Source organism: Nocardia sp. alder85J, assembly GCF_020176955.2.
Taxonomy (GTDB): Bacteria; Actinomycetota; Actinomycetes; order Mycobacteriales; family Mycobacteriaceae; genus Nocardia.
Window position 1 is genome coordinate 126,436 of sequence record NZ_JAIUCZ020000013.1, and the last position, 14,627, is coordinate 141,062.

The window sequence follows — 14,627 nt, forward strand, 5'->3', positions numbered from 1 at the left end:
GCTCCATCGGTGAACCGCGACGTCATCGTGCGATATCCCACGCCCGGCGCCGGCGTCGCCCCGGAGTACGGGCATTGCCATACAAAGGAGAGTTCGATATGAAGTTACAGCGGACGATCGCCGGCATCCACGGCGTTGTGCCCGGAGACGGCCGATGACCATTCTCGTACTGGGTGCCACCGGGACCGTCGGCACCCATGTCGTCCGGAAGTTGTTGTCGCGCAACGAGACCGTACGTGTCCTCAGTCGTCGCGAAACGGCACGGCAGTCCTTCCCGAATACGGTGGAATTCGCCATGGGTGACCTGCTGGACCCAGCCACGGCGGCAAAGGCATTCGACGGCGTACATGCGGTATTCCTGCTGAATGCGGTGAGCCCGACCGAATCCCACGAAGCACTCGCTGCACTCAACCACGCCCGCGACGCGGGCGTGAGCCGAATCGTGTATCTGTCGGTCCACAAGGTCGACAACGCACCGACCATCCCACACTGGGGTGCCAAGATCGGCGTCGAGGCAGCGCTGGCAAGCTCGCGAATTCCGTTCACGGTCCTCCGGGCGAACCATTTCTTCCAGAACGACCTCTGGGCCGAGCAAGCGATGCGTACCCACGGTATCTACAACCAGCCGATCGGCGGTATCGGACTGTCCCGCGTCGATGCGCACGATATCGCCGAGGCAGCGGCGATCACCCTCACCACTCCCGGACATGAGGGCAAGTTCTACGACCTCGTCGGTCCCGAAGTCCTCACCGGCGACTCGACCGCCGCGATCTGGAGCCGGGCATTCGGTCGGCCGGTCCGCTACGCAGGCGATGACCTCATCGCATGGCAGCGCGCCAACGCCGGCCACCTCCCACCATGGATGGTTTTCGACCTGGTCAAGATGCACGAATACTTCCAACACGACGGTCTCGTCGCCTCCCCCGAAGCCATCGCCACACTCACCCGGCTACTCGGCCGCCCGCCCCGCTCACTGGCACAGTTCGCCGCCGAAACCACACACGCACGGCAAGCCCGACCCCACTCTGCGGGTTGAATCCCCCGGTACGCCGGAGACTTTGGACCACCGGGGGATTCGGTTCGTCTTCGACTACCCGCCACCGGAGATTCATCGCCGGCGGCGACCTGTTCACTCGTGGTGGATGGGCGGGCATCGGGGCCGGCGATCAGTAATCTTTGTGCCCGATAGCATCTCCGACCTACCAGGGTGCGCGCCGCCACTGAACCGTCGATGTCCGTCCGGGACCAGGGGCCGCCTGTAGCGTCCGACGCCTGGTACGCCGCCGCCCATCCGCCATGGGAGGAGCGAATCATCAGGCAAGGCTGCGGCGAAAGTCATTGATATCGCGTGAAGTACCACAGGCGGCGATCAGCTGTGCCGACGACAGGCTGATCGGCTCGTCGTGTGGGGGCACTGTGACGGCGATATCCTGGCCGTGTGCGCGAGGACGGTCGCGCGCATCGCAGCAGCCACCGCGTTCGCGTTGGGAAACCAGATGTACGAATCAGCCGGGGGCGGGCATGATCAATAACGTCGTGCAGATATTGCGGGATGCGCTCCACGCCACCAGAAGCGCGATGGAAAACGGCGTCAACGCTATCGAGCGAGAATACCGTGACAAATCCGGGGCGCTTCGCGACGCGTCCGAAAATTTCGTATCGGACGACCTGCGCGGTGCAGCGGATATCCGCAACCCCAGTTTTTCTCAGCCCGACCACGAGGCGACCGGCCCTATACCCCGGATTCCGTATCCGTCGGAAGTCACACCCGAACGAGCTGGCCTCGGGAGCCAAGTAGACGAGTTGACTGCTCTTTCACCGACATTGAGTGCCGACGTACGTGAGATCCTGAATGATGGCTGGACGATCCGTTACGACAACATCGGTGGTGGCGCCTATTCGAATCGCCAGAACAGAGAAATCATCTTCGATGAAGGCATGCGGGACGGTGATCCGGGCCCGGTGGTCAGAGCATTGGCTCACGAGGTAGGCCACGCTCGTCGGGCAGCGTATCAGCCGAGGCCGGTGCGATACGAGGGCCAGTCGCGTGAAATGTGGGTGCGGGAGAGCGTTTTCGAGCACTTGCGAGACGAGGGCGAAGCAGCGCTCGTGGAAGCACAGGTCACGCGCGAGATCGCCGAGGCAGGTGGTCCGCGGCTTCGGGTTTCCGGCAGATACGGAGCCCGGTACGAGGACATCTACGAACGGCACATGCGAGGGGAACTGACCCGAGACGACGCCCGCTACCAATGTGCGAAGTGGTATGCGGATGAATCGAGAAGCGGTAAGGGACAGAACTACCGATCCTACTACGAGGAGATCTACAACAGAGATTTCACAGAAATGGGCTTGGGTGCCTTGGAACGCAAGTACCGAAACGGTTCCGAAGATACATCCTGATTCAGGACCTCGCGACCTGCGCCCGGTCGCAATAAGGGCGGACAGTGACCGAGCTGCGGCTGACATTTCGGTGGATTGTTCGTGTCCACCGGATAGCCACGGATTCGGTATCTCCATATCGACGAGTGCCGCGGTGCTGTGCAGCATGGCGATGTGGTCGAGGAGTACTGCACGGCGGTCGCGTCCATCGGTCGGGATCAGGCCGCCGTCCGCGGTGGCGCGGCGCATCGCGCGTCGTAGCCGGGCTTGTGCTCGGCGGATCTTGCGGGTGCTCGGATGGTCGGTGGCACGGAGCACTCGTGCGTCGTCGACGGCCAGCGCGACCGCGATCAGGCTGCGCTGGGCCGCGTCGTCGGAGGCGGTGCGTACCGGGTCGGGGTCGGCGAGCCGGAGCCGGACCAGTAGCCGTTGCGGGGCCAGGCGCCAGTTGATGCGCGGGGTGTCACCGGTGCGCAGGCGGCGCTCCAGGGCCATGCTGCGTTCCCAGCCCCACGCAGCGACCAGGGGTGCGGTGAGCCGGATGAGCAAGGTGCCCAGATTGTCGGCCTCGGTCGCCGACAGGATCCCACTCAGCGAGGTCAGCACCCACATCGCGATCCCGTCGGCGCCAGCAGGGCCGGTGACGCGTTGTGCCGTGCGCGCACGTATGGCGCTGGTGACGGTCATCGTCTCCAAGAATCCGAAGAACATCACGCGCAGCACAGGTGCCAGGTGCAGCGTGTCCTGCATGAAGATCCACATGCCCTGCGCGCTGACCGCGGTGGCGATCGCCGCGGCCAGCAGCGTGCCCGCTTTCTCGCCAGAGCACCATTTCCGGCGTGCCGCAGTGCGGATGAGCCGGTAGACGGCCAGCGCGATGGCGAGCGTGACGAACGCCGCCATGCCGAGGTGGATCGGGTGCCGGTTCGCCACGGCCAGCATGTGCTGAATGTCGTTTCCGGTCGCGGTCATCGCACGCTCCCAGTCCGGTGCGCCTTGCGACGGATGGTCGCCGCATGTACTTCCGCGACGATAATCGTTGCTGCCCAATTGATTTCGCGAAGAGTTCGTGAACTCGACCGCATCGGAATGGCTTGCCCTCGATTCCGGCGGATCGGTAGGAATGCGCTTACCCACCCAGTGGCCGGTGGGGGGATGTCGGGAGAGTGGTGCATCGAAAAGCGGCCGGGCGGTTCATACATGACGAATGTCCTTCGCAAGTAGTCGGATTCATCACTCGGTGGCGGCGAGCGGGTGTGCCTCGCCGGTGATGGTCGCCAAGGCAAGGGCGACCTCCTCGAGACCGGCACGCGTGTAGATGACGGTGCTGCCATCGGATTTGCTTTCGGCGTGGCCGGCATAGGCGCGGGCGACGGCGAATCCGAGATTGCGCTCCACCCATGTTGCCGTGGTGTGCCGCAGCCAGTGGGTGGTGATCTGTTGTTTCTCCACCCAGGGCAGTTCCAGTCCGATGCGGGTCCACAGACCGTCGTAGCGGCGGCGCGTGATCGGTTTGCCGCTGCGGTATCGCAGCAGCTGCTCACCCTGGACGGCGTTGCGGGTGTGCGCGTGGTGGACGAGGTGCGTCATCAGCGTCGGCGAGATCGGTTGCCACCGAGAGGTTTTGCCTTTCTCGCGCAGGAAGATCAGGCATTGGTCCGGGTCGAGGTCTTCCGGTCGCAACGCCAGTGCGCCGCCGCGGCGGCAGGCGGTCTCGATGTGCAGTCGCAGCAGCAGGGTGTCGAGGTCCGGGTCGTTGCCGGTGGTCGCGGCAACGCGGGTGATCTCCGCGATCTGTTCCAGCGGCAGGCCGCGACGTGTAGAGGCGACCCGCCGTGGCTTGGGCACCCGTCTGGCGGGGTTGTCGCCGGGCCGGATCAGTCCGTCGTTCTCGGCGTGTTTGTACACGAACCGCAGGGCGCTGACCATGGACTCGGCGGCCCCTCGGCCGTCGCGGGCGTTGCGATCCTGCTTGGCGTCCCGGCGTGCGGCGTCCCGGATCTCGGTGACATCGGCGACGGACGGTTCGTCGATGCGGCGGGCACCCCACTCACGTTCGAGGCGTCTCCAATGCGTGTTGTACGTCTTCAGCGTGGCCGCCGACACCACCCGGTCCCGCACTACAGGGATGTACTCGGCGAACGTCGGTGCCGCCGGGCGGACATCCAGCAGATCCGCGGGAGTTATGCCCATGCGCGCCAACAACATTCGGGCGGCATCCAGCTCGGCATCGGTCACCGGTGCGGTCACGACCGCTCACCCCTGTCGATCTCCGCGGCGATACCGGCGACGAGTGCGTGCAAGGGCGTCTGGCAGAGGACGATCAACCGATTCGAATCGGGATAGGCGGCCAGCAACACCCGATGACCGATCTGCAATCCCGCAGATCGGCGGATCGCAGCGGGAATCTGGAGCTGCCCGTTACGCGAGATCGCATATCCGCCAGGCGTTTCGACGGCGAGTATCCCCGGCCGGACCACCCGGATATCGATCGGTGTGCCCGATGCCCAGCCCAGCGAGCCGAGCACGGCCCGTTCGGCGATACGGCCATTGTGATTGACCAGCACCGAGCCGAACACAACCCGGACCTGGCTCAGGGACGTGGCCGGCATCACGGCCAACCGGCCTCCACGCAGCCGCCGCTGCGGCATCACCGAGGCCGATGTTTCGGCGTCAGCAGCCGATGAGAGAGCGGAATATGCGGGAGACCCGCCAGTGGGAGGAGTACCCGGACCGTGTTCTAAGGCACTAGAACACGAAACACGGTTTGTCTGATTGCGAGCAGAGAAAGGGTGCGGTTTGTGAGGTCGTACTGCAATCTTAAAAGCGCAGGACAGGGGCTTTCAGCCCTGTTAGCGGAGGCGCGGACCGAAGCTGAACAAGGCGTAGAGCGGCCAGTCTCACAACCACCAGCCCATGCACGGCGGCTGTCGGATGAGGAGAAGGCAGCGCTGGCCAATGACTACCGGCGCGGGATGACGGTCTACGAGTTGGCCGAGAAGTTCTCGATTCAGCGGCAGACGGTGAGCAAGCACCTTCATGCCTCGGGTGTAACGATGCGGCAGCAGGGGTTGAGTGAGGCGCAGGTTGAACGAGCAGTGGAGCTATACGTTGAGGAACGGCTGACGCTGAAGCAGGTCGGAGCCAAGCTCGGGGCGGATGCCGGGACGGTGCGGTTGGCACTGTTGCGGCGAGGGGTGAGGATGCGGGCGGCGGTGGCAAAGCAATGACGAGCGGCGCTGCGGCGAAGGCAGATAGAATTTTGTCGCAGCACGCTTTTCCTCAAGTCAGCGATCCTCCTTCGATAGGAATTCAACTGCGGCACGCGGCTGATCGGCCGCGTACCCCACACCTAGCTCGCTCAAGTACGATCGCCAGTGTTGACGCCACTCTGCGCGGCCTTTGTCGCCCGCAAGTGATGCGTCGACCGCAGTACTCCCGATAAAAGGCCAGGGCGCATCCTTTTTAGCGGCAAGACATAAACGGGCCAGAATTGCCCGGCGGACTATGTCTCGCATACGGTCAACGGCGTAGTCTACGGCGGTGACGAATGAGTTCTTCGCCGATTCGGGGACAGTCGAGATGCCGTTGATGAGCTTCCGAAGTTCCTTCTCCGGAATCTGGCCGCCGTGTACGAGTTTTGATCGAATATCGTACAGCCTGCTAACATCTCGAAATAGTGCCTCACCCGAATCGGCCTCTGTGGCGAGTAGTGCGGCCACGCGAGTCCGCAGCCGAAGGGATAGACCTTCCGTTTCTTTCTCGCCGCCAAGCAACGCAGCCTCTAGTGCTGTAGCCAAATCGACGAGATGCTCAAACGGGCCACTTTCACGGTATGATCCATTGAATTTATTCATTGCGACGTCATACGATGTCGCAGCCATGCCTTCGCGCCTGACTTCTGCGCTGTCAATTAGGTCGCCCAGTGCAGTAAATGCCGGTTCCTCATCTCCCTTGATGCGTACAGTTCGCCTCACTCGAAGACGTAGTACATTAGGATCGCGGAGAACATTCAGCGTCGGATGCATGAGTGACACGAGCGTGGCGGGTCCACTGACTATATAGTTTGATTGCACTGTGCTGGCAGTCAGCAATCGGGTGATTAAAAGAAAGCGTTCCAACTTCCCGGACAAGGTATTTGCGACGTGCCAAGGGTCGTGTCCGTTTGACCGGTCTCGAACGATCAAAATTGCGTGCGGAGGATCGACTGGACTGGGGTCGCTTCTACCACCCCATGCACGCCCAACCCCGATAATCTCCTGGGAGATTTGTTTCTGCAAGCCATATGAGTTTTCGGGCTGCGGAACGAGCCTGATGTCTCCAACGGTTACAGGTAGGCCGGTAGCAGTCGTTAGATGGCTAACGTGCCGGACGGTAACGACCTCGTAGTCCGGGCAGGGCCTCGGCGTAGTCGGGTACCGATCCGCTGATCTGGGGAAACTGGTTGCGTGACACACGGTTTGAGATGCTGGGCGGACACGAGTGACTCGAGGAAGATGAAGGTTCCTACGCCTGACATCACTCTCGGAGACCCGTGCCCGCCGTACAAGTATGCCCTGCCGCGCCCACCACGATCGAGCTGGACAACGTTCCGCTCGAACAGGATCCGGCCAACGCTGCCGGCAGTTTGCTCGATGTCCTCCGACAGGTCCCCGATCCCCGCGACGCCCGCGGCCGCCGCTACGACCTGACCTCGGTCCTGCTGCTCGCTCTGGCCGCTACCGCCGCCGGCGCTCGCTCGTTCACCGCGATCGGCGAGTGGGCTGCCGACGCGTCCACCGCGGTGTCGGCCCGGCTCGGGTTCACCCGTCGCGCGCCGAGCGAGTCCGCGATCCGGCGGTTGCTGCAGCGCCTGGACACCGACCAGCTCGACCAGCTGATCGGCGCGTGGATGTGGTTGCGGGTCAGCGTGATCGGCGGCGCGAAAGTCATCTCCTTCGACGGGAAAGCCCTGCGTGGTGCCCGTGACGCCGCCGGGCATCTGACCTATCTGTTGTCGGGGATCTGCCAGGCCACCGGCGTGGTCGTGGCGCAGGTCGCGGTAGCGGACAAGACCAGCGAGGTGCCGATGCTGCGGAAGCTGTTGTCCGCGTTGAACATCGCCGGATGCGTCATCACCGCTGATGCCGCCCATACCTGCCGTGAGACGGCGCATTCGATCGTCGAAGCGGGCGCCCACTACATCCTCTGCGTGAAGGGAAATCAGCCCAACCTGCGTAAACAGTTGAAGCAGCTGCCGTGGGACGACGTGCCGGTGCTCGACAAGTCGACCGGCAAGCCCGCGCACGGCCGCCGGGAGACCCGCACGGTGAAAGCGACCGGGATCGCGTCGGGGATCGGATTCCCCGGTGCGGCACAGGTTCTGCGGATCCACCGCACTCGCACCGTGATGTCGAAGCATCGAAAGATGCGGCGCCAGACCCGGGAGACGGTGTTCGTGGTGACGAGCCTGACCGTCGGTGACGCCGCTCATCACGTGATCGCCGACTATTTGCGGCGGCACTGGTCGATCGAGAACCGAGTGCATCACGTCAGGGACGTGACGTTCGACGAGGACCGGCACCAGGCCCGCACCGGTGCCGCCGGGCATGTCATGGCGATCCTGCGGAACACGACGATGTCGCTGCTGCGGCTGGCCGGACACCGCCACGTCGCGCCGGCGTTGCGGTACTACGGCCGGGACTACAACAGGCCGGTGGAATTACTGCTGGCCTGCTGAAACCCGACTACGCCGAGGCCCTGGTAGTCCGGGGAGTCCAAAAAGGATACGAGCTCCTCGATAGTCTTGCTCACCGAACCGCTGCTTGCATCGAATTTCCCATCCTGCGCGCAGCGCGCGATACACGCCTCCAAAAAGCTAAATATATATGTAGAAGAGAACTCGGCATGCTGCCGTTTCAGTGGCTCCTCAAATCGATTTGGATATGCGTTGTCAAGCGCCGCCTCTAACGCACCGTACTCTGCGAGAGGACGAATGTCGTCGCCGAAATAATTGTTCCCTACGGCCGCGAATGGGTCATAGGCTGGACGTGGAATAACATACTCACCCCTCAATGCTTCGAATGCCGCAGCAATGAAAGACCGAGCAATGGCGGAGAGGGACACATGTCCGTTGTCGGGCTCGTCGACCTTCGATCTAGTCTCGCCATCCTGTGGCGTATCCGTCATTCGTAATCCTCCTTTAAAGTGTATCCATAGTGCACGATACGAATTATGCAATTATCTTGCATCCAGCCTCCTATTGTGGCTTTCTATATGTATTCAGTCAACGGGGCGCAGATTCTATGGGCACGCCCGAACCCCCAGAGCATACTCAGTCCTCGCATAGAACCGCGACGAAGATCAGCAGCTCTGATCATTGGTAGGCACACTGCTCCAGTTATCGTGCCCGGATGGGGGATCATCGAGAACAATCGATATTTGACGCGGCAGGGACTTTCCAAATTTCTTCCTCGTTATCGAGGGACGCCTCCATCGGCGGCACGTTGCACCTATCGCAAAGCAGGAAATTGCAAACACGATCACGCAGATCCAGAATATGGCATGGCTCCGGCCACCGAAGATGTCGTCGATCCATGATATGGCGGATGCCGGCCGTCTTCCGAGATTCGCGACCTTGTCATGAAATTCCTCAATTCGCGGCGGAAGCAGCACTAGTACGATCGCAAGCCCTACGAGCGATACTGCCAAGGATCGACGGCTTTGCATTCGCGAGTACCCCGAGTTAATGAGCCCCTCGAGCGTTTTGATTCGATCCAGTAATCTGCTGTATAGGGCGTGAGCGCCCAATTTATCCAAAAGTGCGTTAACAATTACGGCGTCATCCGGGCCGGTAAGAAGATTACGTCTATACTCCTGTAGACCGACTGCGATCTGATTCTGCGCCTTGAAGATTCGGCGATCCCGGACGATCGCATCGGCAGTAATAGCATCGATCTGTTCTAACTGCCGAGCCTGCAAGAGGGCGGACTCCAGCGGAACCAATGTGACCATATCGTCGATGTAGTCGATTGCGGTCCCGTGCCAGTCAACATACATGGCATTGCTCACGGATATCCACAGCTCTTTATCCGCAATTTTGAGGTGATTCTTTAATAGCAACTCTTCGGTCGCACTCTCAAGTTTGCGGGGCCTGTAGAGCCTCAGCATTAGACCTGCGAACTCGATCCGGTGGACCAGCTTTGCTTCATCCGGACTGCAACATTGAGGCGCACCCAGAGATAGCGTTGTATAGCACGTCCATTCGTCGTCGGCCTCCCGCTTCGAAGCCGATATAAGTGCATGGAAGTAAACGTGAAAGACCGTCTCAACCGACAATCCATCATCCGGCTCGGCACCAGGGTCGAGAGGTATCGTAAGCCATCGCTGGCCCTCGAACCGCTCCGAAAAGTGCCGATCCATTTTCGACTCCGGAATACTTTTTTCCTGACTCTTGACGTAGCGTCTAAAAATGGACTCGGAAATCTTGATAAACTCAAGCTGACGGTCTCCACTGGCGATACATCTGCGGATCTGCCTGGCTGTCATCGTTTCCGGAGTACCCATGCTGAAGGTCAATATGCAGATTCCAGAACGATGAGCCATCAAGGAAATCTCGATCGCATCGTCTTCTGCCTTTTCCGGGTCCTTGTAGAATATTCTATTCATAGCCAGGCGCACATAGGGGTCGCTCTTGAAGTATCGAGGGAAATGGACCTTTTGCTCAACCCTCACTCGCGTTGCCCCACCCACGTGATAACCCATCAGACCTTCACGCATATCATTAGATGTTTCGGCTATTGAGTCCGCTACGGCATTGAGCGCATCATCCCGACCTCCGGTTTCGGTAGTCGCTTTGCCGAGAAAGTATCTGACGAGGAAACGCAGGTACGCTGGGACCATTCGCCTTAACACAAAACGTGGATCGAGGCGGAGTATACGCCACACATTCGGTGACTCGGATAAGAATTCACGCATAAACTCTTCTGTGTGTTCAGCGTGCCGTAGATGTCGTTCAGTATCCGCCAGCCCGTTGCTGACCTTCAGCTCATCATTTGATGGCCGTGCGGCGATCGTCGCCATGTTCTCTTTTAAGAGTCTGTCGGCAAGTCGAAAGATATTTAGTCCAGGACCGAGGTCGAATACGTAGGAGTAGTGGACACCTTTGCCTGCCATCGATAGTGGATGATCTGATGCCTGAGCATTGACGCTCCTTCGCCGCGCGCCAAGATGTTTCACCCTAGACCAACCGCTAAATGCCATGTGCGGCAGCCTATCGCAGGTGAGCCCAGCGTCGCTACGAGATGGCTATTTCCAGTGGACGCGACGCTATGCCGATCAAGACGACCAGCGCGAGTAGGCGCAGTAGTCATGGATCGTGCTGCGAAAAATTACTTCCATCGGGACGTCTATCCTGCCCCTGGCATGCAAAATGTCACCATATCTGCCCCTTTGAGGATATCGATAGATATAAATTGAAACCCGCCCCGCTCTGCACTTTCGGGTAAGTAGGACGGTTTTAGACTATCTGATTGCCGCAGCTACTCGTTGGGCACTATAGAGTGGCAATCTTGGCGGCAATCTCGCGCGCCAGTTTCTCGGAACCCGGCGGTTTAATTTCAAGCTCGCCAGCGAGCGCAAGAATGCCTAGAAGAGGATCGTCGTCCGGCAGACTACGAACGTAGTCCGTAGTCATGAGGCCAGCCAGATCATACGCGGCATCAAAAGTATCGTCGGATAACACTTGGAAGTACGGCAGTTGGGACTTGATATGCCAAGTGAGCCCACTACGTGCTTTCTCGGAGTCATACAATCCCCATAGAGATTCAAAGCTAAGGTCTTCTTGATTCATATACTTCTTAACATAATACACTCAAATTTGGTAGATAGGCAGTTTTAAGTCATGCCCAGGACTTGACGTCATACGTCGTATTCGTTGCCTTCGACGTCACGGACGTAGGAGTAATCGACCGTTCCGTCGGGGTTGATGCGATACTGCGCGTGGCCGTGGCTGCTTCCATCCACCTGGCCGGCGTTGAAATAGGTGTTCGTCACGCTCGGATCGCTCCGCTGCGGCTGGTCACGGAAGGCGGTGCTGTTGTATGTTCCACCACCCGAGTTCCGTCGACCGCCGGAACGGTTGCTGTTCCGCGACTGGCTACCGCGTTTTCTTTCGTCTATCGCTCGCGCAGTGCTTGGATACAGCTTGCGGCACTTGCCACAGAGCCATTTGTCGCCGTCGCAGCGGGGGTTCATGCACAAAGACATGATTCTCCTTGGGGTATGGGCATAGGATTATGCCGACGAGTTCGATGTGAATTGTGCGCTCATCTATTGCTTCAGCATCGGGCCGAAACGGGTGAGACGATACGAAGGAATTTCATTCCTCCGCTCACACCGACGGCGGATTATGAAGTAAAGTCGGCCGCATTGCAAGCGTAAGCGTTTGCAAAATAGTTTAGTTAATGATTATTTAATGATCTCGATGCCACCCGAGTCGATAACATCCGTCATATCGAGTTGTCTGCTCGAAACCAGGACGGATACGGGGCCTTCCTTATCCGTGGCAGATTTCCAGCGCCGTTGTCAGCTGGAGTAATCATAGCGTCGCAGTTGCAGTTCGCTAGACCGCACGATATGCCAAGGACCTGGTAGGTCGTTCCCTTGATTCGGACCAGACCTCGGTAGCCGAGGACGCGCTCGTGGATGTCGCCGGAGATCTCTTCCACATCCGCATTGTCGAACTCAAGACGCTTCGTCCTGTCAGCGTTCATAGGTGTAAACTTTTCGGTATCCATATTTAGTTGTCTCCTTGCCGAGGAGGCTGCTCACGCAGCCTCATCCACCTTGTAGTACTTGTTCACCACCTTTAGGGCAATGGCTTCGGCGACCGCCTGGACGTCGCCTCTGTCCATATTGGGTGCCTGGTCGACGAGGTCTAGGATTTCGTCGCTAACTTTTTTTATGATCCGGTGCTGTTCGAACGTATACATGCGGTATTGTCTCCGTTAATTTCTTTCTTCTACCTCTGTTATAACTCTCTTCGGAGAGACCATCAATAGGTTCTCGGAAGAATGAGATGTAGTTATTACGTCAGGGGTGCGAGCGTTTCACGCTCGTTCGTTGAATATCCACACCCCGCCACCCTCCGCAGGAAAGACAACCATGTCCATCTCCCGTTGCCATTCCGCACCGATCGCTTCGTAGTCGATGCTGGCGTAGTGCCGGATCTCAGCAGGTAGCGCGCGGTCGAGTAGTTCGTCGTAGTCGGTCGGCTGGAACTGTTCGCGCACATAATCGGCCACCGAGCCGTAGTGGCCTTCGTAGGCAGCACTGAAGTGGTCGAACAGGCGTGGGTCTTCCTCATGCACTGCCGCCCACGTGGCGTAGGCCGGGCCGTGTTCCTTGATACCGCGCGCAACCTTTGAAAGCAGTTCGATGCTAGGGACGTCCTCCAGGCCGAGGGCGCCGGTCACGATATCGAATGCGCCGAAGTCCTGGTGGTCCCAGATGTAGAGCGGGACACCGACATGCCCTTCGTCATCCCCGAGGACCGCGTACATTTCAGCACCGATTGTCGCCGGATCACGGGCCATGTCCAGCCAAGTCCCCTCCGTCAGTTCGGCCCGCAGCGGCAGGCCCTTGGTGACGTAGATACGGGGGTTGAGTCGCGGCGCATGTTCGTGGTTCGGATCGACGTCGAGCTGTCTCCCCACCAGCCGCAGCGCAAGCGCCTCGACCGCACCCTGTAGGTCGCTGGTAGTCAGGTCATCGTAGGCACCGGCTATTTCGACAATCTGGTCAGTCACGTAGTCGGTCCGCACCGCCAAGTCGCGCTGCTGGTCTTCGCTGTTCACATCGAACTCGTGCGTCAGTTGCACGAGCCCCTGAGCAAGGGTGGCCGCAGCGGCGCAGGCCTCCTCGCCGGGATGCTCGACAATGTCATACACCGCCCGAAGCAATGCCTCGCTCATCACCCAGGTCAGTTGTCGCTCGTTGTTGCTGTCGACTTCAGCCGATGGGGTCACATCGGTGTGTTCGCCACGATGCTCCTGACCAGAATTATGTTGTGGTGCAGGGTATTTCTCGCTCATATCACCTCCTTTCGAGTTAGGTTTTGAGTGTTGGCCGGTCGGACAGCGGAGAGGGTTGCCCCCTCGATCCGCTATCCGCCGGCCTGTTACACCGGGCGCCGAGCGATGCTCAGCTGTCCGTCTGCTCACCTTCGGCCTGTTGTCCACCGCGTCGTCCCCGGGGACGGCGTCCGCCTTGCGGCGGTTCGCCGTCCGGTGTTTCCGCTGTGTCGGCGGATACGTCGGCCCCGGATTCCTCCTCCTGAACGGGGGGAGGTGTGGGGGTGGCGGTGAACAGGTTGTCGATGGCTGCCTGCCGTGCTTTCGCCTCTTCTTCGATGGCGGCTCTTGCGGCGTTGGCCCTGGCCATCAGGTCAGGATCGTTCTTGGCAGCCTCGATCCAGGCGTCCACGGCCGCGAAGCATTCAGCCTTGAGGCTGCGCTTTCGCAGGTCGGCAATCCAGGTGAGCTGGGTATGCCGCGCCGTATCTATCCGGATCGCCAATGTGACTTCCCGGTTCGGTTCGGACATGGTGTCCCTCCTCGGTGCGAGCGGCCGGTAAACGCTTGCTGCGCTTACGGGTACGGCCGCAGGACACCGACGAGGGCTCCACGGGTCGGGCGCTGGCGAGCACGAAAGCCAACGACCCGATCCCAGGAGCCAATGGCTCGGGCGGAGCCGTCCTCAGTTAACGACGGGCGGATGAAGCGACTCAATCGTCCGATCGGGCGGCGGGTCGGGCTGAGCGACAGACGGCCGGACAGGACAAAACAGCGGCAGAGCATCCGCAAGGGATCGCGTTTCGGGCCACGCCACTCGCGTTGTGAAACAGACAACCAGCGCACTGGACGACCGCACGATGTGATCGGCTCGGCATGGATGTCGGTGGCCCGGCGTAGCCTTGCTTGTCGGCGCAATACGAGCGCATGACCTGGGAGGAGTTGATATGGCAAAGGGTGATATCGAGACGTACTACGAGGGTGGCGTCTGGAAGAACCGGCCCGAGGGAAACAACCGCGCGTCGAACACGGCAGGGACGAAAGCCGAGGCGCAAGCCAAGGGCCGTGAGATGGCCATCGAGCGCGGTGTCGAACACCTGATCAAGGGCAAGGACGGCGAGATCCAGTCGAAGAACACCTACCCGCGCAGTCGCGATCCGTTTCCGCCGAAGGGCTGACCGAGGCTCGGGCTTGGTG

The 14,627-nt window shown here is 60.3% G+C and carries 15 protein-coding genes; 4 read left to right on the top strand and 11 right to left on the bottom strand.

The window, feature by feature from the left end; genetic code table 11:
* The first annotated feature begins 154 nt into the window (after positions 1-154).
* A complete protein-coding gene (locus LBW94_RS37295; protein ID WP_225062657.1) occupies positions 155-1,036 on the top strand; it encodes an SDR family oxidoreductase in 882 nt (293 codons plus the stop codon).
* 779 nt (positions 1,037-1,815) lie between these two features.
* On the opposite strand, the gene LBW94_RS37300 is transcribed toward LBW94_RS37295, so the two are convergent.
* The 3 genes from LBW94_RS37300 to LBW94_RS37310 form a co-directional block, all read right to left on the bottom strand.
* Positions 1,816-3,351 (bottom strand): hypothetical protein, encoded by a 1,536-nt coding sequence (locus LBW94_RS37300; protein ID WP_225062656.1) that lies wholly within the window; start codon positions 3,349-3,351, stop codon positions 1,816-1,818.
* Positions 3,352-3,612: 261 nt separating this feature from the next.
* Positions 3,613-4,629: a tyrosine-type recombinase/integrase gene (locus tag LBW94_RS37305; RefSeq protein WP_225062655.1), complete on the bottom strand. Its 1,017-nt coding sequence runs from the start codon at positions 4,627-4,629 to the stop codon at positions 3,613-3,615.
* Positions 4,626-4,991, bottom strand: coding sequence for an AbrB/MazE/SpoVT family DNA-binding domain-containing protein (locus LBW94_RS37310; RefSeq protein WP_225062654.1), 366 nt, complete (start codon positions 4,989-4,991; stop codon positions 4,626-4,628). The genes LBW94_RS37305 and LBW94_RS37310 overlap by 4 nt, the downstream gene beginning before the upstream one ends.
* Positions 4,992-5,354: 363 nt before the next feature.
* Between LBW94_RS37310 and LBW94_RS37315 the strand changes: the two genes are divergently transcribed.
* A complete protein-coding gene (locus LBW94_RS37315) occupies positions 5,355-5,609 on the top strand; it encodes a hypothetical protein (RefSeq protein WP_225062653.1) in 255 nt (84 codons plus the stop codon).
* A 57-nt stretch (positions 5,610-5,666) separates the two neighbouring features.
* On the opposite strand, the gene LBW94_RS37320 is transcribed toward LBW94_RS37315, so the two are convergent.
* Entirely contained in the window at positions 5,667-6,407 is a 741-nt protein-coding gene (locus LBW94_RS37320; RefSeq protein WP_225062652.1) for a HEPN domain-containing protein, read from the bottom strand.
* A 506-nt stretch (positions 6,408-6,913) separates the two neighbouring features.
* Here LBW94_RS37320 and LBW94_RS37325 point away from each other — a divergent pair.
* Complete coding sequence (locus LBW94_RS37325) at positions 6,914-8,098, top strand: ISAs1 family transposase (RefSeq protein WP_266271868.1); 1,185 nt, start codon at positions 6,914-6,916, stop codon at positions 8,096-8,098.
* Here the strand turns inward: LBW94_RS37325 and LBW94_RS37330 are convergent.
* The 7 genes from LBW94_RS37330 to LBW94_RS37360 form a co-directional block, all read right to left on the bottom strand.
* On the bottom strand, positions 8,062-8,547 hold the full coding sequence (locus LBW94_RS37330; protein WP_225058602.1) for a hypothetical protein: 486 nt from the start codon (positions 8,545-8,547) through the stop codon (positions 8,062-8,064). The genes LBW94_RS37325 and LBW94_RS37330 overlap by 37 nt on opposite strands.
* A gap of 174 nt (positions 8,548-8,721) precedes the next feature.
* Positions 8,722-10,533, bottom strand: coding sequence for a hypothetical protein (locus LBW94_RS37335; protein ID WP_225058601.1), 1,812 nt, complete (start codon positions 10,531-10,533; stop codon positions 8,722-8,724).
* Between the two features lie 379 nt (positions 10,534-10,912).
* A complete protein-coding gene (locus tag LBW94_RS37340; RefSeq protein WP_225058600.1) occupies positions 10,913-11,209 on the bottom strand; it encodes a hypothetical protein in 297 nt (98 codons plus the stop codon).
* 68 nt (positions 11,210-11,277) lie between these two features.
* Entirely contained in the window at positions 11,278-11,625 is a 348-nt protein-coding gene (locus LBW94_RS37345; RefSeq protein WP_225058599.1) for a hypothetical protein, read from the bottom strand.
* 560 nt (positions 11,626-12,185) lie between these two features.
* A complete protein-coding gene (locus tag LBW94_RS37350; RefSeq protein ID WP_225058598.1) occupies positions 12,186-12,350 on the bottom strand; it encodes a hypothetical protein in 165 nt (54 codons plus the stop codon).
* A gap of 117 nt (positions 12,351-12,467) precedes the next feature.
* Positions 12,468-13,451, bottom strand: a complete 984-nt coding sequence (locus tag LBW94_RS37355) for an antirestriction protein ArdA (RefSeq protein WP_225058597.1) — start codon at positions 13,449-13,451, stop codon at positions 12,468-12,470.
* A 109-nt stretch (positions 13,452-13,560) separates the two neighbouring features.
* A complete protein-coding gene (locus tag LBW94_RS37360) occupies positions 13,561-13,962 on the bottom strand; it encodes a hypothetical protein (RefSeq protein ID WP_225058596.1) in 402 nt (133 codons plus the stop codon).
* 415 nt (positions 13,963-14,377) lie between these two features.
* Here LBW94_RS37360 and LBW94_RS37365 point away from each other — a divergent pair, with 415 nt between their 5' ends.
* Entirely contained in the window at positions 14,378-14,608 is a 231-nt protein-coding gene (locus tag LBW94_RS37365; RefSeq protein ID WP_225058595.1) for a DUF2188 domain-containing protein, read from the top strand.
* Positions 14,609-14,627: the final 19 nt, after the last annotated feature.

Excerpts from the sequence above, each read along its gene's own strand:
- LBW94_RS37295 (WP_225062657.1), top strand. The coding sequence starts at position 155 with ATGACCATTCTCGTACTGGGTGCCACCGGGACCGTCGGCACCCATGTC.
- LBW94_RS37300 (WP_225062656.1), bottom strand. The coding sequence starts at position 3,351 with ATGACCGCGACCGGAAACGACATTCAGCACATGCTGGCCGTGGCGAAC.
- LBW94_RS37310 (WP_225062654.1), bottom strand. The coding sequence starts at position 4,991 with ATGCCGGCCACGTCCCTGAGCCAGGTCCGGGTTGTGTTCGGCTCGGTG.
- LBW94_RS37315 (WP_225062653.1), top strand. The coding sequence starts at position 5,355 with ATGACGGTCTACGAGTTGGCCGAGAAGTTCTCGATTCAGCGGCAGACG.
- LBW94_RS37320 (WP_225062652.1), bottom strand. The coding sequence starts at position 6,407 with ATGCATCCGACGCTGAATGTTCTCCGCGATCCTAATGTACTACGTCTT.
- LBW94_RS37330 (WP_225058602.1), bottom strand. The coding sequence starts at position 8,547 with ATGACGGATACGCCACAGGATGGCGAGACTAGATCGAAGGTCGACGAG.
- LBW94_RS37335 (WP_225058601.1), bottom strand. The coding sequence starts at position 10,533 with ATGGCAGGCAAAGGTGTCCACTACTCCTACGTATTCGACCTCGGTCCT.
- LBW94_RS37340 (WP_225058600.1), bottom strand. The coding sequence starts at position 11,209 with ATGAATCAAGAAGACCTTAGCTTTGAATCTCTATGGGGATTGTATGAC.
- LBW94_RS37345 (WP_225058599.1), bottom strand. The coding sequence starts at position 11,625 with ATGTCTTTGTGCATGAACCCCCGCTGCGACGGCGACAAATGGCTCTGT.
- LBW94_RS37350 (WP_225058598.1), bottom strand. The coding sequence starts at position 12,350 with ATGTATACGTTCGAACAGCACCGGATCATAAAAAAAGTTAGCGACGAA.
- LBW94_RS37355 (WP_225058597.1), bottom strand. The coding sequence starts at position 13,451 with ATGAGCGAGAAATACCCTGCACCACAACATAATTCTGGTCAGGAGCAT.
- LBW94_RS37360 (WP_225058596.1), bottom strand. The coding sequence starts at position 13,962 with ATGTCCGAACCGAACCGGGAAGTCACATTGGCGATCCGGATAGATACG.
- LBW94_RS37365 (WP_225058595.1), top strand. The coding sequence starts at position 14,378 with ATGGCAAAGGGTGATATCGAGACGTACTACGAGGGTGGCGTCTGGAAG.